The 19,038-nt window shown below is 64.0% G+C and carries 21 protein-coding genes; 11 read left to right on the forward strand and 10 right to left on the reverse strand.

Annotation, left to right across the window (positions count from 1 at the left end):
* Positions 1-43 precede the first annotated feature (43 nt).
* The 6 genes from JG747_RS06560 to JG747_RS06585 all read left to right on the forward strand — a co-directional run bounded on the left by JG747_RS06560 (position 44) and on the right by JG747_RS06585 (position 8,252).
* Positions 44-505, forward strand: coding sequence for a (2Fe-2S)-binding protein (locus JG747_RS06560; RefSeq protein WP_019861693.1), 462 nt, complete (start codon positions 44-46; stop codon positions 503-505).
* 2 nt (positions 506-507) lie between these two features.
* Positions 508-2,781: a xanthine dehydrogenase family protein molybdopterin-binding subunit gene (locus JG747_RS06565; RefSeq protein WP_069090338.1), complete on the forward strand. Its 2,274-nt coding sequence runs from the start codon at positions 508-510 to the stop codon at positions 2,779-2,781.
* Positions 2,778-3,383 carry a hypothetical protein gene (locus JG747_RS06570; protein WP_202361411.1) on the forward strand — a complete coding sequence of 202 codons (606 nt, stop codon included), beginning with the start codon at positions 2,778-2,780 and terminating at the stop codon, positions 3,381-3,383. Before JG747_RS06565 ends, JG747_RS06570 begins: the two co-directional genes overlap by 4 nt.
* Positions 3,384-3,544: 161 nt before the next feature.
* Complete coding sequence (locus tag JG747_RS06575) at positions 3,545-4,720, forward strand: efflux RND transporter periplasmic adaptor subunit (protein WP_202361412.1); 1,176 nt, start codon at positions 3,545-3,547, stop codon at positions 4,718-4,720.
* Between the two features lie 76 nt (positions 4,721-4,796).
* A complete protein-coding gene (locus tag JG747_RS06580; protein ID WP_019861689.1) occupies positions 4,797-7,973 on the forward strand; it encodes an efflux RND transporter permease subunit in 3,177 nt (1,058 codons plus the stop codon).
* A gap of 120 nt (positions 7,974-8,093) precedes the next feature.
* On the forward strand, positions 8,094-8,252 hold the full coding sequence (locus JG747_RS06585; protein WP_019861688.1) for a DUF3309 family protein: 159 nt from the start codon (positions 8,094-8,096) through the stop codon (positions 8,250-8,252).
* A 43-nt stretch (positions 8,253-8,295) separates the two neighbouring features.
* On the opposite strand, the gene JG747_RS06590 is transcribed toward JG747_RS06585, so the two are convergent.
* Together JG747_RS06590 and JG747_RS06595 are read right to left on the reverse strand one after the other, a co-directional pair.
* A complete protein-coding gene (locus JG747_RS06590; protein WP_202361413.1) occupies positions 8,296-9,252 on the reverse strand; it encodes an SDR family oxidoreductase in 957 nt (318 codons plus the stop codon).
* Positions 9,253-9,339: 87 nt separating this feature from the next.
* The gene (locus JG747_RS06595) at positions 9,340-9,543 is read right to left on the reverse strand and encodes a DUF680 domain-containing protein (protein ID WP_019861686.1); all 204 of its coding nucleotides are present in this window, start codon (positions 9,541-9,543) and stop codon (positions 9,340-9,342) included.
* Positions 9,544-9,658: 115 nt separating this feature from the next.
* Between JG747_RS06595 and JG747_RS06600 the strand changes: the two genes are divergently transcribed.
* Positions 9,659-10,567, forward strand: coding sequence for a LysR family transcriptional regulator (locus tag JG747_RS06600; RefSeq protein WP_019861685.1), 909 nt, complete (start codon positions 9,659-9,661; stop codon positions 10,565-10,567).
* Here JG747_RS06600 and JG747_RS06605 read toward each other — a convergent pair.
* Positions 10,531-11,706, reverse strand: a complete 1,176-nt coding sequence (locus JG747_RS06605; RefSeq protein ID WP_202361414.1) for an MFS transporter — start codon at positions 11,704-11,706, stop codon at positions 10,531-10,533. The genes JG747_RS06600 and JG747_RS06605 overlap by 37 nt on opposite strands.
* A 189-nt stretch (positions 11,707-11,895) precedes the next feature.
* On the opposite strand from JG747_RS06605, the gene JG747_RS06610 reads away from it, so the two are divergent.
* Positions 11,896-12,471, forward strand: a complete 576-nt coding sequence (locus JG747_RS06610; protein WP_080643834.1) for a nuclear transport factor 2 family protein — start codon at positions 11,896-11,898, stop codon at positions 12,469-12,471.
* A 29-nt stretch (positions 12,472-12,500) separates the two neighbouring features.
* Here the strand turns inward: JG747_RS06610 and JG747_RS06615 are convergent, their stop codons facing one another.
* From JG747_RS06615 to JG747_RS06625, 3 genes are all read right to left on the reverse strand, one after another.
* A complete protein-coding gene (locus JG747_RS06615; protein WP_038653467.1) occupies positions 12,501-12,809 on the reverse strand; it encodes a DUF1244 domain-containing protein in 309 nt (102 codons plus the stop codon).
* A gap of 11 nt (positions 12,810-12,820) precedes the next feature.
* Positions 12,821-13,618 (reverse strand): N-formylglutamate amidohydrolase, encoded by a 798-nt coding sequence (locus JG747_RS06620; protein ID WP_202361415.1) that lies wholly within the window; start codon positions 13,616-13,618, stop codon positions 12,821-12,823.
* A gap of 143 nt (positions 13,619-13,761) precedes the next feature.
* Positions 13,762-13,950 carry a hypothetical protein gene (locus tag JG747_RS06625; RefSeq protein WP_167626424.1) on the reverse strand — a complete coding sequence of 63 codons (189 nt, stop codon included), beginning with the start codon at positions 13,948-13,950 and terminating at the stop codon, positions 13,762-13,764.
* On the opposite strand from JG747_RS06625, the gene JG747_RS06630 reads away from it, so the two are divergent.
* Both JG747_RS06630 and pyk read left to right on the forward strand, forming a co-directional pair.
* Positions 13,865-14,353, forward strand: a complete 489-nt coding sequence (locus JG747_RS06630) for a DUF1036 domain-containing protein (RefSeq protein ID WP_202361416.1) — start codon at positions 13,865-13,867, stop codon at positions 14,351-14,353. The two genes, JG747_RS06625 and JG747_RS06630, sit on opposite strands and share 86 nt — an antisense overlap.
* Positions 14,350-15,786 (forward strand): pyruvate kinase, encoded by a 1,437-nt coding sequence (gene pyk / locus JG747_RS06635; RefSeq protein ID WP_202361417.1) that lies wholly within the window; start codon positions 14,350-14,352, stop codon positions 15,784-15,786. The genes JG747_RS06630 and pyk overlap by 4 nt, the downstream gene beginning before the upstream one ends.
* Positions 15,787-15,879: 93 nt before the next feature.
* Here pyk and JG747_RS06640 read toward each other — a convergent pair whose 3' ends face one another.
* The 4 genes from JG747_RS06640 to ykgO all read right to left on the reverse strand — a co-directional run bounded on the left by JG747_RS06640 (position 15,880) and on the right by ykgO (position 18,384).
* Entirely contained in the window at positions 15,880-16,350 is a 471-nt protein-coding gene (locus JG747_RS06640) for a hypothetical protein (RefSeq protein ID WP_202361418.1), read from the reverse strand.
* A gap of 1 nt (position 16,351) precedes the next feature.
* Positions 16,352-17,419, reverse strand: coding sequence for an alpha/beta fold hydrolase (locus tag JG747_RS06645; RefSeq protein ID WP_202361419.1), 1,068 nt, complete (start codon positions 17,417-17,419; stop codon positions 16,352-16,354).
* Between the two features lie 121 nt (positions 17,420-17,540).
* Complete coding sequence (locus tag JG747_RS06650) at positions 17,541-18,149, reverse strand: tetratricopeptide repeat protein (RefSeq protein WP_019861676.1); 609 nt, start codon at positions 18,147-18,149, stop codon at positions 17,541-17,543.
* A 109-nt stretch (positions 18,150-18,258) separates the two neighbouring features.
* Complete coding sequence (gene ykgO / locus JG747_RS06655; protein WP_006327841.1) at positions 18,259-18,384, reverse strand: type B 50S ribosomal protein L36; 126 nt, start codon at positions 18,382-18,384, stop codon at positions 18,259-18,261.
* Positions 18,385-18,615: 231 nt separating this feature from the next.
* On the opposite strand from ykgO, the gene JG747_RS06660 reads away from it, so the two are divergent.
* Complete coding sequence (locus JG747_RS06660; protein WP_027047485.1) at positions 18,616-19,035, forward strand: lysozyme inhibitor LprI family protein; 420 nt, start codon at positions 18,616-18,618, stop codon at positions 19,033-19,035.
* Positions 19,036-19,038: the final 3 nt, after the last annotated feature.

The raw sequence follows: 19,038 nt of genomic DNA on the forward strand, positions 1-19,038 counted from the left end.
ACGCTTCGCTCCAGGGCTGTGGACGACAACAAAAGGGTATCCCATGCGCCTCACCGTCGACGGGCAGTCATTCGACATCGACGCCGATCCGGCCATGCCGCTGCTGTGGGCGCTGCGCGATCTCATCGGCAAGACGGGACCGAAGTTCGGCTGCGGCATTGCCGCCTGCGGCGCCTGCACGGTGCATGTCGATGGTCAGCCGGTGCGCTCCTGCTCGCTTCCGCTCGGCCAGGTCAGCGGCGCTGTCACCACCATCGAAGGCATCGGCACGGCGGACAGGCTGCATCCGGTGCAGCAGGCATGGCTGGAGGAACAGGTCGCGCAATGCGGCTATTGCCAGGCCGGCCAGATCATGAGCGCGGTGGCGCTGCTCGACGAGATCGCCGACCCGAGCGACGCCGATATCGACAACGCCATGGGCGGCAATCTCTGCCGCTGCGGCACCTATCCGAAGATCCGCTCGGCCATCAGGAAGGCCGCGGCGCTCAAGACGGCGGGGCTCTGATCATGGCCAGTGTCGGAAAGATCGCCCGCCGCACGTTCCTGATCGGCGCGGCCGCTGTCGCGGGCGGCGTTGCCGTCGGCTACTACTATTATCGCAAACCGTTTCCGAACCCGCTCGAGGCCGATCTCGGCAAGGGTGAGGCGACCTTCAACCCCTATGTGAAGATCGGCGCCGACAACACCATCACCATCGTCGCGCCGCGTGCCGAGATGGGGCAAGGCATCTCGACAACGCTCGCCGTCATGGTCGCCGAAGAACTCGATGTCGGTCTCGACCAGATCAAGGTCGAGCACGGCCCGGCCTCCTACGCCTATTACAACGCGGCGATCCTCGAGGAGGGCGGTCCGTTCGCCTTCTTCGACGAGGGCATGACGGCGCAAGCGGTGCGCTCAGGTCTCGGTGTGGTCGGCAAGTTCCTTGCTGTCCAGGCCACCGGCGGTTCGGCTTCAGCGCGTGATGGTTTCGACAAGATGCGCCAGGCGGGCGCCGCAGCCCGGCATCTGCTGATCGCGGCCGCGGCGCAGAAACTCGGCGTTGCCGCCGCCGATCTGGAAACAGCCAACGGTTCGATCCTGCACAAGGCATCGGGCAAGTCGCTGACCTATGGCGCGGTTGCCGCGGCTGCCGCCACCATGGCGCCGTCGGCCGAAGTCAGGCTCAAGGACAGAGTCGACTGGAAGCTGCTGGGAAAGCCGCAGAAGCGCATCGACATGCTGGCCAAGGTCACCGGAGCGCCGATCTTCGGCATCGATGTCAGGCTGCCGGATATGCTCTACGGCACGGTGAAGATGAGCCCGCGCTTCTGGGCCAAGCCAGTCAAGGCTGATCTCGCCAAAGCCGAGAAAATGCCCGGCGTGATCAAGATCGTGCCGCTCGAGACGAATTACGGCCACGGCTTCGGCATCATCGCGCAAAATACCTGGGCGGCCTTCAGGGCGGCCGACGCCATCGACGCCCAATGGGCGGATCCCGAATATCCGCTCGGCAGCGCTGCCATATCAGACGTGCTGAAACAGGCGCTCGGCACCAAGGGGTCGGCAATGCGCGACAATGGCGATGTCGATACCGCCTTCGCCGACGCGCCGCGCGAACGGATGGTCGAGGCGGACTATGCCGTGCCCTATCTGGCGCATGCGACCATGGAGCCGATGAACGCCACGGCGCGGTTCAGCGATGGCGCCCTCGACATCTGGTGCGGCAACCAGGCGCCGACCCTGGTGCGCCAGCTCTGCGCCAACGCGGTCGGCATCGGGCAGGACAAGGTCACTGTCCACACTACCTTCATGGGCGGCGGTTTTGGCCGCCGTACCGAGATGGACTTCTCGCTTTGCGCCGCGTTGATGGCGAAGGAGACAGGCGGGCGCCCAATCAAGGTGACCTGGACGCGCGAAGAGGACATGCGCCACGACGCCTACCGGCCGGCCGCGGTCGGCAAGTTCCAGGCGCGGCTTGGCGACGACGGCATGCCGGTCGCCGTCGACATGAAGATCGCCTCGCCGTCGGTGATCGCCAGCACCTTGCGCCGGCTGTTTCCCTCGATACCGCCGGTCGGTCCCGACAAGTCCATTGTCGATGGGGCCTATGACCAGCCCTACACCATTGCGAACTATCGGGTGAGCGGCGTCGCGGCGCCCGTCTCGATTCCCGTCGGCTTCTGGCGCTCGGTCGGCAGTTCTATCAACGGCTTCTTCCATGAAGGGTTCATGGACGAGATCGCCACCGCCGGCAAAATCGATCCGGTCGAGATGCGCAAGAGATTGATGGCCGCCTATCCCTCGGCGGTGAAGGTCGTCGAGAAGGTCGCCGCGATGGCGAAATGGGGCGAGGCACTGCCCGCCGGCAAGGCCAAGGGCATGGCTTTCACGCTATCTTTCGGCAGCTGGGTCGGCGAGATCGTCCAGGTGGCGGACACCCCGGCGGGCATCCGCATCGAGAAGGTATGGATCGCCGCCGATGTCGGCACAGCGCTCGATCCGGGCATCATCGAGGCACAGCTGATTTCCGGCGCCATCTATGGCCTGTCAGCGGCAATGGGACAGCAGATCACCTTCGCCGACGGCATGGTCGAACAGTCGAACTTCCACGATTTCGACGCCATGCGGATCTTCCAGTGCCCGACCTTCGAAGTCGCCATACTGGAGAATTTCCACAAGATGGGCGGCGTCGGCGAGGTTGGCACACCGCCGGCGGCACCGGCGCTGGCCAATGCCATCTTCGCGCTCACCGGCAAGCGCATCCGCACGTTGCCGCTGTCGACAATGGTGGCCTTCGCATGAAGAAGCTTCTCATCATGCTGACGCCTGCTGCCATCTTGTTTTCGGCGGCGCCTTTCGCAACCGCACAGGAGAGCCAGACATCACCGAGCCCGACGGTCGACATGGCCAAGGGCCTGTCCGAATGGGACAAGATCTATGCGGTGTTCTCACATCCGCGCTGCGCCGATTGTCATGTCGCGGACGACCGGCCGCGCTGGTCGGGTGCGCATTACGGCGCCACATCTGTGCACGCCTTCAACGTCCAGCGCGGCACCGACGGATCGGGCTTCGGCAATCCGGGCCTGCGCTGCACAACCTGCCATTTCTCCAGTAATTCCAATGCGTTGAACGGACCACCCGGCGCCGAGGGTTGGCATTTGGCGCCGGCCGAGATGGCCTGGTTCGGTAAATCCTCGGCCGAAATCTGCGCCCAGATCAAGGATCCGGCGCGCAATGGCGACCGCAAATTGACCGATGTCGCGCTGCATGTCCGCGACGATAAACTTGTCGCCTGGGGCTGGGCGCCGGGCTCGGATCGTGAGCCGGCTCCGGGCTCTGCCGAAGCGACCTATCAAGCGATCGAAAACTGGATGGCGGCGGGTTCACCTTGCCCGATGCCGTAATGGCCTTGCAACTTTAAGGCTATATTGCAGTGCAACTTTGATGTAGAAGCGGCGCTCGCCGATCACGGCAATTTGAACACGGTCAGGCGCGCACCCATATCGGCGACGCGCCCGCGTCATGAAGGCGCGGTGCTGGCTGAACCCGCAGTGGAAAAATGACGATGCCTAAAATCAGGTTTCACAAGCTTGCAGCCATTGTTGTGCTCATTGGTTTCGCGGCGTGGATGGCGACAGGCGAATTCTCATCGGTCGGCAGCGTAGCGGCCAACAAGGCCAAGGCGGCCGAAGTCGAGCAGGGCAAGGCGCCGGACGCGAGCAAGCCAAAGACGGCGGAAGCCGAACCGAAGGCGCCGTTGCGCACCGTTGCCGTGGTGACGCCGCCGCGCAAGACCTATGCGCGCGCCATCCGCATTTCCGGCCTAACCGAGGCTGACAAGCGCGCGGTTCTGGCAACCCGCGTCGCCGGCGTCATCGACAAGCTGCCGGTCAAGCAAGGCGATCATGTCAAGACCGGCGACCTGGTGCTGATGCTGGCGGCGGAAGAAAAGATCTCGAACGTCGACAACGCCAGGCAGTTGCTGGTGCAGCGCAAGGCCGAGCTCGATGCCGCCGAGCGGCTCGCCCGGACCGGCAATCTGCCCAAGCTGCAGCTCGACACCGCCCGCTCCAACTTGACCCAGGCGCAATCCCTGCTGGATACCGCGCAGGCCGAACTCGACCGCAACGAGGTCAAGGCGCCGTTCGACGGCGTCATCGACCGGGTGCCAGTGGAGCTTGGCAGTTCGGTCATGCAGGGCGGCGAGGTGGCGACCATCATCAAGCTCGATCCGGTGATCGCCCGCGGCGAGATCAGCGAGCGCGACCTCGGCTATCTCAAGATCGGCGACAAGGCCGGCGTCCGGCTGGTCAGCGGCCAGACCGTCGAAGGCACCGTGCGCTACATCAGCCGCGATGCGTCGTCGGCGACCCGTACCTTCCGCGTCGAGGTCGCCATCCCCAATGCCGACGGCTCGGTGCCGGCCGGCATGACGGCGGAAATCCAGCTCAGCGCGCTGCCGACCGACGCGGTCCTGCTGCCACGCTCGGTGGTGACACTGGGCGACAAGGGCGATCTGGGCATCCGCGCCGTCGGCAAGGACAACAAGGTTGCGTTCTTCCCGATCGACCTGGTCGACGACACCCCGACCGGCCTCGTGCTTGGCGGCATCCCGGCCGATGCGCGCATCATCGTCGCCGGCCAGGAACTGGTGAAGGAAGGCGATGAGGTCAAGCCGGTCGAGGCCGACCAGGCGACCATCAACAAGCTGATCGGCGAAGCCACCGCCGGGACGCAGTAGCGCAGCGACGCCGGCGCCGGGCTCTGCCCGGCGATGTCAGTCCGTTCGCCACTCCCGAAAGCAACAGGCATAAGTCATGGATATCGTCAGACTCGCAATCAACAATGCCCGGCTGACCATCTCGGTCCTGGTCTTCCTGCTGATTGCAGGCTGGGTCGCCTATCAGTCGACGCCGAAGGAAGCGGAACCCGACGTTCCGATTCCGATGATGTATGTCAGCCTGATCTATCAAGGCATCTCGCCGGAGGATTCCGAGCGCCTGCTGCTGCGGCCGATGGAAAGCAAGCTGAAAAGCCTGAAGGGCCTCAAGGAAATGCGCTCGGCCGCCTTCCAGGGCGGCGGCTATGTGCTGGTCGAGTTCCAGCCGCAGACCAATCTGGCGACGGCACTGCAGGATACACGCTCCAAGGTGCAGGACGGCAAGGCCGATCTGCCGCAAGCGGCCGAGGAGCCTGTCGTCACCGAGGTCAACATTTCCGAATTCCCGGTGCTTGTCGTCACACTGTCGGGCGAATTGCCCGAACGCGTGCTGGCCGCCGCGGCGCGCGAACTGCGTGATCGCATCGAGGAGGTGCCCGGCGTTCTCGAAGGCTCGCTGCAGGGCTCGCGCGACGATCTCGTCGAGGTCGTCATCGATCCGATGAAGCTGTCTTCATACGGGCTGCAACTTGACCAGCTGATCGGCGCCGTCGGCGCCTCCAACAGCCTGGTCGCCGCCGGCAATATCGAGGGCTCGCAAGGCAAATACGCCGTCAAGGTGCCGTCGCTGATCGAGACGCCGGAGGATGTCGCGGCGCTGCCGGTGGTTGCCGGCCCCAATGCCGTGGTGCAGGCCAAGGACATCGCGACGATCCGCTCGACCTTCGCCGACGCCACGACGATCACGCGCCTCAACGGCAAGCCGGCCATCGCCATCGAGGTCAAGAAGCGCATCGGCGCCAATCTGATCGATACGTTGACCAAGGTGAGGGCGGTGTCCGACGCCTTCGTCAAAACCATGCCCGAGGGGATGCACGTCACCTACACGCAGGACAAGTCGGTCTTCGTCAACCAGCTGCTGGGTGATCTGCAGAACCACGTGATGATCGCCGTCATCCTGGTGTTCATCGTCATCCTCTACGCGCTGTCCGGCCGTGCCTCGCTGCTCATCGGCCTCGCCATCCCGTCGTCCTTCCTGATCGGCATCCTGCTATTGGCGATGATGGGCTACACGATCAACATGATCGTGCTGTTCAGCCTTATCCTGGCGGTCGGCATGCTGGTGGACGACGCCATCATCGTCACCGAATTCGCCGAACGGCGGATGAGCGAAGGCATGCCGAAGCAGGAAGCCTTCGCGCTTGCCGCCAAGCGCATGGCCGGACCGGTCATCGCGGCGACGATGACGCGTATCGCCGCCTTCTCGCCGCTGCTGTTCTGGCCAGGCATCATCGGCGACTTCATGAAGTACATGCCGATCACGCTGATCGTCACGCTGTCGGCGTCGATGCTCTATGCGCTGGTCTTCGCGCCGACGCTTGGCGCGATCTTCGCCAAGGCGCCGGAGCATCACGCCGACGACAATCGCGACGGCTGGTACATGGCGGTCGTCAAGCAGGCGGTGCGCTTCCCCATCACCGTGCTGGTGCTCACCGTCGTCTTGCTGGCCGGCATCTTCGTTGGCTATTCGAAGTACGGCGCCGGCGTCGAGTTCTTCCCGAGCGTGGAGCCCGACTACGGCCTGCTCTATGTGCATGCCCGCGGCAACCTTTCGCTGGCCGAAATGGACACGGCGACCAAGATCGCCGAAAACCGGCTGCTCGGCTGGCCGGGCCTCAAGTCGGTCTATACCCGCGTCGGCAAGTCCGAAGGCGGCGGCCAGGATGTGCCCGAGGATGTCGTCGGCGTCATCCAGTACGAATTCATCGACTGGCGCGAGCGCAAATCGGCGAACCAGATCCTGAACGATCTGCGTGGCGTCATGGCCGGCATTCCCGGCGTCGACGTCGAGGTCCGCGTCCCGGAAGCCGGTCCGCCGACCGGCAAGCCGATCCAGATCAGGCTCTCGGCCATCGACCCAAAGGGATTGGACGAGAAGGCGCGTGCGGTTGCGGCGCGCATCGCCAAGGTTCCCGGCGTCATCGACGTTTCCGACGGCCTGCCGCCGCCCGGCGTCGACTGGGCACTCGAGGTCGACCGCGCCAAGGCTGCGCAGTACGGCATCAGCCCGACCTCGGTCGGGACGGTGGTGCAGCTCGTCACCAACGGCCTGAAGCTGTCGGAATACCGGCCTGCCGGCGCCGACAAGGCGGTCGACATCCGGCTGCGCTTGCCGGAGGACCGGCGCACGCTGTCGACGCTCGACGAGCTCAGGGTGCAGACCTCGCAAGGGTCGGTGCCGATTTCGAACTTTGTCGTCCGCAAGGCCAAGCCAAGCGTCGGCATCCTCAACCGCATCGACGGCGCCCGCACCGTTGTGGTGCAGGCCAACGTCGCCGCCGGCAAGCAGGTCGCCGCCGTGCAGCAGGAGGTCACCCAGGCCGTCACCGACATGAATCTCGGCAGCGGCATCCGCTGGAAACTGGCCGGCTCGAACGAGGACAGCGCCGAAGCCAGCGCCTTCCTCAGCAAGGCCTTCGGTGCGGCGATCTTCCTGATCTTCCTGGTGCTTTTGGCGCAGTTCAACAAGTTCACCAGCGTCTGGCTGGTGCTGTCCTGCGTGGTCATGGCGACGATCGGCGTTTTCCTGGGACTGCTGATAACAGGCGAGACGTTCGGCATCGTCATGTCGGGCATCGGCGTCATCGCGCTGGCCGGCGTGGTGGTGAACAACAACATCGTGCTGATCGACACCTATGACCGGCTGCGCGAAGAGGGCTGGGACAAGATGGATGCCGTGCTGCAGACCTGCCGCGAGCGTGCGCGACCGGTGGTGCTGACGGCGGTGTCGGCCATCCTCGGCGTGCTGCCGATCGCCTTCGGCCTCGGGCTGGAGATCTTCCATCACGAGACGACGATCAACGCGCCGTCGACGCAATGGTGGATTTCGCTGTCCTCGGCGATCGTCTTCGGCCTCTCCTTCGCCACGGTGCTGACGCTGGTGGTGACGCCGTCGATGCTGATGGTGTTCACCCGCGCCAAAGTCAAGCCAGGCGCACGGCGCGGCCTGATCAGCCGGCTGTTCCGGCGCGGCAAGGGCGAAATCTCGTCGGAGACGCCGACGGCGGACGCCGGCGCGGAACCCGCGATCGCCTTTCCAAAAGCCGCCGAGTAGGCAGGCTTGCCAATCTGAAAGGCAAAGGCCGCCCGGAACAACCGGGCGGCCTTTTGCATTGTTCCCCCGGCGTCATGCGAAAGCATCGTCCTTGGGCAAACTCAATGCAGGGAATTTCTCATGCCGATCAGCACCCTTGTCATCATAGTCCTGATCCTTGTCCTGATCGGCGCGGTGCCAGCCTGGCCGCATTCGCGCTCCTGGGGTTATGGACCCTCTGGCATTGTCGGTGTGGTGCTGGTGGTGATCCTGGTGTTGCTGCTGATGGGGCGGCTCTGAGCCGCCTTTTCGGTTCGTGACAGGCATGGCCAGACGGCTTAACTCAGGCAGCCTTCATGCTCTTCACAGTGGCGATGCCGATGTCCTCGAGGGCTTGAGCGACCGCCTGATCGAGCGGCGTGTGCGGGGTTTCGCCGATGATGCCTTCCAGCCGCGTCGAGGCCAGGCGGTGCGGCTCGAAGCGCAGGTAGGACATCGAGACGATCTCGCGCCACATCGCCACGAACGGGCTGCCGGCGCGCAGCACCCACCAGGGCATCGAGGTCATCTTGAGCGGCCGGTCAAGCGCCTTTTCTGCAGCGGCCTTGATCTCAACATCGGTGACGGCATGGCCTGGAAAGTTCAGCGCCTCATAGGAGCCGAGCTTGTCGAGATTCTTGGCCAGTGCGACGAAGGCCACGGCGAAGTCCGGCAGATAAGCCCATTCATGCACGAGGTCGGCGGGACCGGGCGCGGTGTAGACGCCCTTGCTGATCTTGGCGGCGACGACCAGGTCGAACCAGGAGCCGCTGCCGGTGCCGCCGAAGAAGTCGCCGGCGCGCAGCAGAATCGTGCGCACCCGGCTGGCCTCTGCCTCGTGGCGGAACAGATCCTCCATGGCGCAGCGGATACGGCCCTTATCGGTGGTCGGATGGAACGGCGTGTCTTCCGTGATCACCGCCGGCATAGGCGAGCCGTAATTGTAGACGGTGCCGGGGAACAGATGCAGCGCGTTGTTGGCATGGCAGGCGGCCATGACGTTCTCGGCCATCGGCAAGCATTTGCCCCAGTCGGTGTAGATCGGGTTGAGGCCGTTGAAGATGATATCGACGCCCTCGGTGGCACGGATCAGCGATTGACGGTCCAGCGCATCGCCGGCAACCGCCGTGGCGCCTTCGAGCTCGGCCGGCACCTTGCCGGTGCGGGTGACGGTGCGGACGTCGAAGCCGGCGTCGATGAAGGCCTTGGCAACCACGCGGCCGAGCCGGCCATTGGCGCCGAGAATTGCGATCTTGGTCATTGTTCGTCTCCTTGTTTAATTTGAAGCGAGGGGGGTTGAGGCGGCGGGACGCGCCCGCCGCTTTCTGGATCTTCCGCGGACCGCCGTTCAGCGGCTGCCGAAGAGGTCGCGGTTGCTGCCCTGGGGCTTCTGATCGGTGATCTCGGATTTCTCGATCGAGGTGGTGGTCGTGGCGTCGGTGCTGGCGACGACAGGCTGGCTGGCGTCGTTCGAGCCGAACTTGTCGCTGCCGGCAAAAGCCGTGCTGGCGGCGATGAGGAGGGCGGCGGCGGTGAGAGCGATCTTGGTCATTTTGAATTCTCCTGGTTGGTGGTTGCAGTCCGTATCGGTGTTTGCAGGGCGAATATGATTGCCTCACTGATGAATTGAAATTGACCATGGATGCAGTTCTGATATTCATTATTGAATGGCTGATATCGACTGGAACTTGATCAAGAGCTTCGTCACGGTCGCGGAAACCGGCAGCTTGTCGGCTGCCGCGCGCAAGCTGTCGGCCAGCCAGCCGACGCTTGGCCGTCACATCGGCGAATTGGAGCAGGCGCTCGGTGTCACGCTGTTCAGGCGCGGGCGTAGCGGCTATGCGCTGACGGAAGCCGGCGCCACGCTGTTCGAACGCGGCAAGACGGTCAGCGAGCAGGCGAGCGCGTTTTCACGCCTGGCGCTGGGTTCGGTCGAGGCAATCGAAGGCACGGTGCGCATCGCCGCCAGCGAAGTGGTGGCGGCCTATGTGCTGCCCGACATGACCGCACGGCTCGGCATCGAGGAACCCGGCATCGAGGTCGAGATCGTTGCCTCGAACCAGGTCGAGAACCTGCTGCGCCGGGACGCCGACATCGCCATCCGCATGGTCAAGCCGGCGCAGAACGAACTGGTGGCACGCAAGGTCTGCGACATCCCGCTCTGCGCCTGCGCGGCCATTTCCTATCTCGACCGGCGCGGCCGCCCGCTTGGGCCGGCCGACCTTACCGATCACCCCTTGATCGGCTTCGACCGCAGCGACGAGATGATCCGGGGCTTTACGCAATTCGGCCTCCCGGTCACCCGGAGCAGTTTCCGTTTCAGGGCGGACAACCAGGTCGTCCTGTGGGAGGCGGTGCGGGCGGGAAACGGCATTGGCCTCGGTCAGGAGCCGCTGGCCGATCGCGACCCGCTGGTGGAGAAGGTGCTGCCCGGCCTGCCGCTGCCAAGCCTGCCGGTATGGCTGGCGATGCATCGCGATGTGCGCAGCAGCGTGCGCATCCGCCGTGTGGCGGATTTTCTCCACGAGGAGTTGAAGCGCTATTCGGCGGGCACGGCGGCGAATTCGGCGCGGTGAGCGAGGCCCGCCATCAGCAAGACGACGATCAGCAGCACCGACATGGCGATGAAGATCGGTCCGAAGCTGGAATGCTCGGCGACGAAGCCGATCGCCGACGGCGCCACCAAGATGCCGGAATAGCCCATGGTGGTGACAACGCTCATGCCGGTGCCCGACGACATGCCTTCCTGGTTGCCGCCCGCCGAAAAGATGATCGGCACCATATTGGCGATGCCTGAGCCGCAAAGGGCAAAGGCCGCGATGGCGAGCCAGGGCGAGGGCGACAGGCCGGCGATCAGCATGCCGGTGGCGGCGACGACAGCCGAGCCGCGCAGCGTGGTCACTGCGCCGAAGCGGTTGCGCACGCCATCGCCGAAGAAGCGCATGATCGCCATGACGCCGGAAAAGGCGGCATAGGCAAGGCCGGCGACGGCAAGGTCGGCGCCGAGTTCTTGTCGCAGATACAGCGCCGCCCAATCGAGCACCGCGCCCTCGGAGATCATCGTCAGCAGAGCCATCAGGCCGATCAGGTAGACCAGCGGGTTTGCCGGCAGCGTGAATTTGTGATGCTCGGCCGCCTGTGGCCTGTCCTCGGCGACGAGATAGCCGACCGCCATCGCGATCGCCGCGAAGGCAAGCACGGTCACGACCGCGGCATGGGCGAGGTGGCCATAGTGCTGGATGGCAAAGCCGCCGAGGCCGCCGCCGGCGAAACCGCCGAGGCTCCAGAAGCCGTGTGAGGAGGACATGATGGCGCGCGACATCTTTCGCTCCACCACCACCGCATTGGCGTTCATGGCGACATCCATGCCGCCGATCGAGCCGCCGAAAATGAACATGGCGATGGCCGCCAGCGGCACGTTGGGCGCCAGCGCCACGACCAGCAGGCCGAGGCCGCCGCACAGGCCGAACCAGCGCAGCACGGTGCGCGAGCCATGTTTCGAGATCAGGTGGCCGCACCAGGTCATGGCGGTGACTGCACCGGCGCCGAACAAAAGGATCAGCAGGCCAAGCGTGAATTTCGAAATGTCGAGCCGGGTCAGGAACACAGGGATCTGCGGCGCCCAGCTACCGGTCAGGAAGCCATTGGCGAGGAAAATGGCCGCCACGGCCCATCGCCCGCGAATGGCAGTCTGCATGGCGTTTTGCGCATACATGGCTCGAATCCGGTCAAGAAATGGCTTTGCGCGGCAAATTAGATCGATTCAATTTTCAGTCAAGCACTCATTGCTCAAAGTTCTGGGCCAAGCGGAGGGCCAGCTGGCCACGTCTTCGTGCGGTGCCGCTGCGCATGTCCTGCCATCAAGGAAGGCCGGCATCCATGCTTTCTTGAGACCAGCGGCCAGATGAGAGATGATCCGTTCTGCGCCGCCGCCGGTGGCACGCTGCCCGGCCATGCCGAAGCACGGCGATCAAGCGTGGTTGCACCACCATTTGAAGACTTAAAGGAGTATCGATTGCCGTCAACACGGACACCAAAAGACACATTCCTCGCATTGGTGCGCGGGATTTGCGAAGCAAGCCCAGATCTGCCGGAATTGTATGCGGAGAATACGTCGGTCGTGCACCCATTCGACCCATTGAAACGACCTGAGCTTGTCGGCCGCGAAGCACTTCGGCGACATTTTGGGGCAATGAAGGGCACCCCGACGATTAGATTGGAGCCGACGAATATTCATGTCCATGAGACTGCCGATCCGGAGGTCATCGTGGCTGAATTCAGCTATGCTGGGCACGTGATCGAAAGCGGCCAGGCTGTTTCCTATCCCTGTATCTTCGTCATGCGCGTGCGAAATGGGGAGATTGTAGAATCGCGAGACTACGTTGATCACGTTGGATCGGCCGAAGCCCGTGGCATGCTAAGCGATCTTATGGAGAAGATCAGGCAAACACGCCTGACCAGTTCTGCCGAGGCCGGCTAGACCAGCCAGTTCTTGACGCCAGCCGTGTCTTAGTGATCTTTCGGCCGTCTGGCCTCGAATTCGGCTTTCTTGGCGTCCGACGCTTCGGTCTGGTTGAGAGCCTGCCACTCGGCATAGGGCATGCCGTAGACGATCTCGCGCGACTGATCCTTGGAGAGATCGACACCTTCGGCATTGGCCGCCTCGCGATACCAGTTCGACAGGCAATTGCGACAGAAACCGGCGAGGGTCATCAGGTCGATGTTCTGCACGTCGCTGCGTTCCCTGAGGTGCTCGACCAGCCGGCGAAAAGCGGCGGCTTCGAAATCGCGCTTCTGCTCGTCGCTGAGTTTGGTCATCGGAACCTCCGTCATAGCGGCCCGGTGCGCGAGCCGAATATTTTTACCGCATGTATATCGGGACGGCGGTCTATCGCGTCAACGATTGGCGCCAAGCGCTCGGCCCAGGCAAGCGCGCCTTGCTGGTCCGCTATCAGGTCCTGGCGGATCTCGATCAGCGCGTGGGCATAGCCGTTGACGATGGCGTGCCTGAACATGGTGTCGCCACGCAGCGCGCCGTCATAGGGCTCGTTGTCGCCGACGATCAGGTTCTTGTCCTGCGCCAGCATATCGATCAGCGGGCGCGCAACCCGGTCGTCCAGATCCCACAGGATGCCGACATGCCACGGACGTTGCCTGCCCTGCATCACCGGCGTGAAGGAATGCACGGAGAAGATGAAGGGCGCCCGGCCGGAAGCCTGCGCGACCGAGGCGATCATGGCGCCGACGGCGTCGTGGTAGGGCCGGTAGAAGCGGTCGAGCCGCCTTTCGCGCTCTTCCGGCGCGATGGGATAGTTTCCCGGCACCACCGTGCCGTCATAGAGCTGGCGGATGAGCGTCGGATCGTCCTCGCCGCGATTGGGGTCGATCAACAGCCGCGAAAAATTGGCGATGACCGCCGGCACGTCGAGCAAGCCGGCGAGTTCGCGCGTCACCGCTTCGACGCCAATGTCATAGGCGATGTGCCGGTCGAACTCCGGCGCGGGCAGGCCGAGGCTGCCATAGTCGTCGGGCAGGTCGCGGCGGGCATGATCGGCCAGAAGCACGATGCCCCGCTTGCGGTCGCCCTCGACAATGTCGAAAGGCGCGAAAACTGTGGATCGGGTCATTGGCGGGAAATGGTCTGTTCGCTGGCTTCCGGGGAGGGTGCTATCGTCATTCCACGAAGACGACGCGTGCGCAATGCCGTTGTTTGGCCAAGGTTTATCGGGAAATCTGGCAAAGGGCGACGGATAGTGCGCCGGGAGCCTTCCTAAATCGATTGGAATTGATCAAAACGGCGCGTTGACATGCGCCCGGACTTTTCCGAAAAGGGGCGCAGAGAGATGCAGATGTGGTTCTTGAGGGGTTTTCGGATGGGTTCCGCTGGCAGGCAGCGCATACGCTCTGCCTTTGCCATGCCGTTCCTGACCGTGGCCGTCGGCCTGTCGGCGATGGTCATGGCCTCGCCGGCGCGCGCCGATTTCCGTGTCTGCAACGCCACGCAGAACCTGGTCGGCGTCGGCATCGGCTATCGTGCCAAGGCCGGCTGGATCACCGAAGGCTGGTGGCACATTGAAGGATCGAGCTGCAAGACGTTGATCGAAGGGCCGCTGTCATCAAGGTTTTACTATCTTTATGCAGAAGACGCCGAGCGCGGTGGACGCTGGGACGGCCCGATCAACATGTGCGTGGCTGAAAAAGAGTTCAAGATCGCCGGCGTAAACGACTGCGTCGCCCGGGGCTTTCAGCGCGCCGGATTCCAGGAATATGACACGGGCGAACAGGCAAGCTGGATGGTCCAGCTGACCGATGAACCCGCAACGGGAGGCGCACCAGCCGCCCCGGGAACCAACAGTCAATGAGACGCAGCCGCAAGGTCAAGATCCTAGCCACAATCGGTCCGGCATCCTCCTCCGAGGAGATGCTGCAGAAATTGTTCGAAGCGGGCGCCGATGTGTTCCGCATCAATATGAGCCATACCGACCACGAACTGATGCGCACGCTGGTCGGCCGCATCCGCGCCGTCGAGGAAAAGGTCGGTCGGCCGATCGGCATCCTCGCCGACCTGCAAGGGCCCAAGCTGCGCGTCGGCAAGTTCGCCAATGGCAAGGAAGTGCTGACGCCAGGCCAGACCTTCACGCTCGACGACAATCCCGAGCCCGGCACGTCGACCAGGGTCTATCTGCCGCATCCGGAGATCCTGAGTTCGGTCGAGCCCGGTCACCGTCTTTTGATCGACGACGGCAAGCTCGAGCTGAAGGCGGTGAAGAGTGACGGCAAGTCGATCGTCTGCACGGTCGTCGCCGGCACGACGATTTCCGATAAGAAGGGCGTCAGCCTGCCCGATACCGACCTGCCGGTCGGCGCGCTGACCGAGAAGGACCGCAAGGATCTCGACGCGGTGCTCGCCACGGGCGTCGACTGGATTGCGCTGTCCTTCGTGCAGCGGCCCGAGGATCTGGCCGAAGCGCGCAAGATCGCGCGCGGCCGCGCCCTGATCATGGCCAAGATCGAAAAGCCGCAAGCCGTCGCCCGGCTGGCTGAGATCATCGAACTGTCCGACGCGCTGATGGTCGCCCGCGGCGATCTCGGCGTCGAGATGCCGCTGGAAGCCGTGCCCGGCATCCAGAAGCAGATCACGCGCGCCGCGCGCCGCGCCGGCAAGCCGGTGGTGGTCGCCACGCAGATGCTGGAATCGATGATCACCGCACCGGTGCCGACCCGCGCCGAAGTCTCCGACGTCTCGATCGCTGTCTTCGAGGGCGCCGACGCCATCATGCTGTCGGCGGAATCGGCGGCGGGTGCCTATCCCGTCGAAGCGGTAGCGATGATGAACCGCATCGCGACCAAGGTCGAAACCGACCCGACCTATGCCGGCATCATCAACGCCCAGCGCTCCGAGCCGGAAGCGACCGGCGCCGACGCCATCTCACTGGCCGCCCGCGAGATCGCCGAGACGCTGAAACTGTCGGCGATCATCACCTACACGGCATCCGGCACCACCGGGCTGCGCGCCGCGCGCGAACGGCCCCAGGTGCCGATCATCGCGCTGTCGCCGATCCTCAGCACCGCGCGGCGGCTGTCGCTTCTGTGGGGCACGCACTGCGTCGTCTCGCCCGATGCCACCGATCTCGACGACATGGTCAACCGCGCCTGCCGCATTGCGCTGGAAGAAGAGTTCGGCAAGCCGGGCGACCGCGTCATCATCACCGCTGGTGTGCCGCTGAGGACGCCCGGCTCGACCAACATGCTGCGCATCGCCTATGTCGGCTCGGAAAAGCAGGGCAGCCGCTAAGCAGCTGATTTTGAGACTGAAGCGTGTCGCGCGGTTTCGTGCGGCTCGCCGTGGCTGGAATACAAAGCGCGGGACAATGATCCCAGCCTTCATCTAGCCTCTGGCCGTCGCGATCCTGAGCGCTCTTGCCGCGGCCTCCGGGTGGTCGCTGCGCTGAAGAAACCGACGCGCACGGAGAACTGCGTCATATAGATACTGATCCGGACCCAACATCTTTCGCCGGTTCAATTCGGTCGTGTCGAGCAGGTCGAAATCGACCTTCTGGATCGTGCAGTGCCAACCGGCACTGTGGGAGGTCCAGCCCTTTCGATGGTGCTCCAAAAGGCGCTCGCGGTCGGAGTAGCCGTGGTAGTCGAAAGCGATGACGCCGTTCGTCACATAGACATGGTTTCCTGAAAAGCCCTCGGCCGGAATGATCCGCTCCGCATAAAATCCTTCAAGCGGGGGATGCTTGAGGAAAGTGCCTGTAAGAATGTGGCATGCGCCGTAGCCGAAGAAGATGCGATCCGGCAGCGCCCATCGCTTTTCCGGGTTTTTCTTGATGCCGTGCTTGAGGACATACATCTCAGGTCGGCGCGAGTTCGGCCTGGGGCTCCTTGATGTCGGCGCACTTGCCCACACCATAGGCATCGCCGGCGATCCGCGCCTCGACCGTTCTGGCCATCGCCTCCAGGTCGACATCCCCGCCGGCTACCTTCTCGATGGCGCCGACGACGAGGTCCGAGGCGATCCAGTCCGGCTTGTGGCCGAGATTGTGCACCCAGACGAGCTCCGCGCTCGGTATATCGCGCGCCAGGCCGACGGAATGGATATGGGCATAGACGACCTTGTCTCGGTCGCCCGAAATGACCACGGTCGGCGCGCGGATCTCTTTGTAGTGCGGCGCGGCGCCAAGCGTATAGCGATAGAGGCCGGCGACGTCGGTGGCGTTGGCGCGAAAGGCCGCAGGCCGCAGCACCAGCGGGATCGCAGCCGTGCCGAGATAGTCGTCCGGCACCTTGTTGGGCGAGAATACGCAGGTCGTCGCATCGGCCATCTGAAATGTGCCGGCGGGATAGGCGAGCGTTTCGGAGAAGAGCCGGCCGATCACCGGGACGGTGGTCAGGTCGTAGTACCAGGATGTCGCGCCGCCCGGCCAGGGATGGGTCGCCGGCGCCAGAAAGACGAGACCGAGCGTCCTGTCGGCATGCTCGCGGCCGAAAGCCGCCGTCACCACGCCACCGAAGGAATGGCCGACGATGATCGCCTTCCTGATGCCGAGGCGGTCCATCAGGGCAGCGAGGGTATTGGCCTGCGCCGACGGATCCTCATTGTTGCCGGGTCCGCGCCCCGACCAGCCGTGACCCGGCCGGTCGAAGAACAGCATTTCGGCGCGGCCCTCGAGCAGCGGCCGAAGCGGCAGCATCTGATCCCCGAGATTGGCGCTGGCGCCATGGATGAAGACGATCGGCGGCAGCTCCGGATTGGCGGTGGCTGGAATGTGGACATAATGGATGCGGGCGCCGCCGATGTCGGCGAATTCGCCAATGGGTGGATCGCGGCGCTCGATCAGCCACGAGCCGACGCGGGTCACGCCGACCAGGGCAAAGACGAGCGCGAGAAGGAAGGCGAACGCGGCGGAGATCAGGTTCATGTGGGGAGATACGGGGGTGGCGTGGGATAAGTTTGAGTAGGCAGTAGGCAGTAGGCAGTAGGCAGTAGGTTGGTGTTTGCCGCCCAATCCTTCCCCTACTGCCTACGCCCTATTCCCTGCACTAAATTCCTTCGCCGGCAAGCTCTTCCGAAAGCGTGGCGACCTGGTCCTGGGCGCTGCGCATCATCGGATAAATGGCCAGCACCTTCTGCCAGGCCTCGAGCGCCGACTGCTTGTGGCCAGTCAGCGCCATGATCTGCGCCAGGCCCGACAGCGCGCCGAAATGGCGCGGCTCGAGTTGCAGCGTGTGGTCGATGTCGGACATCGACTTGCCGTAGTTTTTCATCATGAAATGCACCGTGGCGCGCCGGTTCCAGCCTTCGGCATAGGTCGGCTGCAAGGTCACCACCTGGTCGAGCAAATCGAGCGCGACGTCGAATTTCTGATTGTCCATCGCTTTTTGCGACCACAACATCATCAGGTCGATCGAGGCGCTGCCGGACTGGAACCATTCGCCCCAGATGTTGCCGGCGATGCGTTCGGCCGCCTTTTCGTTGCGTTCGCGCTTGAGGTCGGAAAACAGCTTGTCGAGCCGGGCCTGTTTGGTCATCGGCGCGGCGGGAGCCTCCGGGGCAGCCGGCGCCGCCGGCTGGTCGTCCGCGGCCCTGGCCGGCACGCTTGTGGCGCCGGAAACAAGCAGGGCTGTCAAAAATGCAAAAAGAATCCGCATCGCCCGATCCTAGTCCCGGGCGGCGGAACAGCAAAGTGATTTTAGCGTGAGAAGGTCGGCAGGCCGACAAGCATCAAGGGGCGGAGGCGAAAAGCCTCCGGCCTAAAGCTCAGCCCTGGCGCGCCTTATAGCGCGGGGCGGTCTTGTTGATGATGTAAACGCGGCCCTTGCGGCGAACCAGCTGGTTGTCGCGGTGACGCGCCTTCAACGCCTTGAGCGAATTCTTGATCTTCATGGTCTTGCCTGTCGGTGTGGACCCGGTTCCGGGTCGAAATTTTAAGGCGCGCCAGAAGACGCGCCTTTTCAACGGTGGGTGGCTCATAAACGAGGAGCCTTGCCCATGTCAACCGCAAGCATGCTCCACACCTCCATATCATCAAATATCCGCCATATCAGCCGCTCGGCATTGCACGGTTCCGGGCGGGCTGGGATGATGCGGTGTATTTCAAGTGATTTGGGGTCGATCATGCGCCGAATATTGCTGTCCGCCTGCCTTGTCGTCCTGGCGGGAACGTCGATCGTGCGCGCACAGGAATGCGACCGGTCCGACGACAGCCAGCAGATGATGAACATTTGCGCCGGCGAGGACTACCAGGCCGCCGACGCCAAGCTCAATGCGGCCTATCAGGACCTGATCAGCTCCGATGATGCCAACGGCAAGAGATTGCTGCAGGTGGCGCAACGCGCTTGGATCACCTTCCGCGACGCCGAGTGCGCGCATAGCACAGCCGCCAGCGTGGGCGGCTCCATCCACGCGATGGAGGTCTCGCAGTGCCTGACCAGGCTCACCAATGACCGCATCAACCAGCTTGCGGCCTCGGCCAATTGCAGCGAAGGCGATGCCAGCTGCGCCAGCCCCAACGAGGGCAGCGACGAGGTGCAATAGCTC

This window comes from Mesorhizobium sp. 131-3-5, assembly GCF_016756575.1.
In the GTDB taxonomy this organism is placed as follows: Bacteria; Pseudomonadota; Alphaproteobacteria; order Rhizobiales; family Rhizobiaceae; genus Mesorhizobium; species Mesorhizobium jarvisii.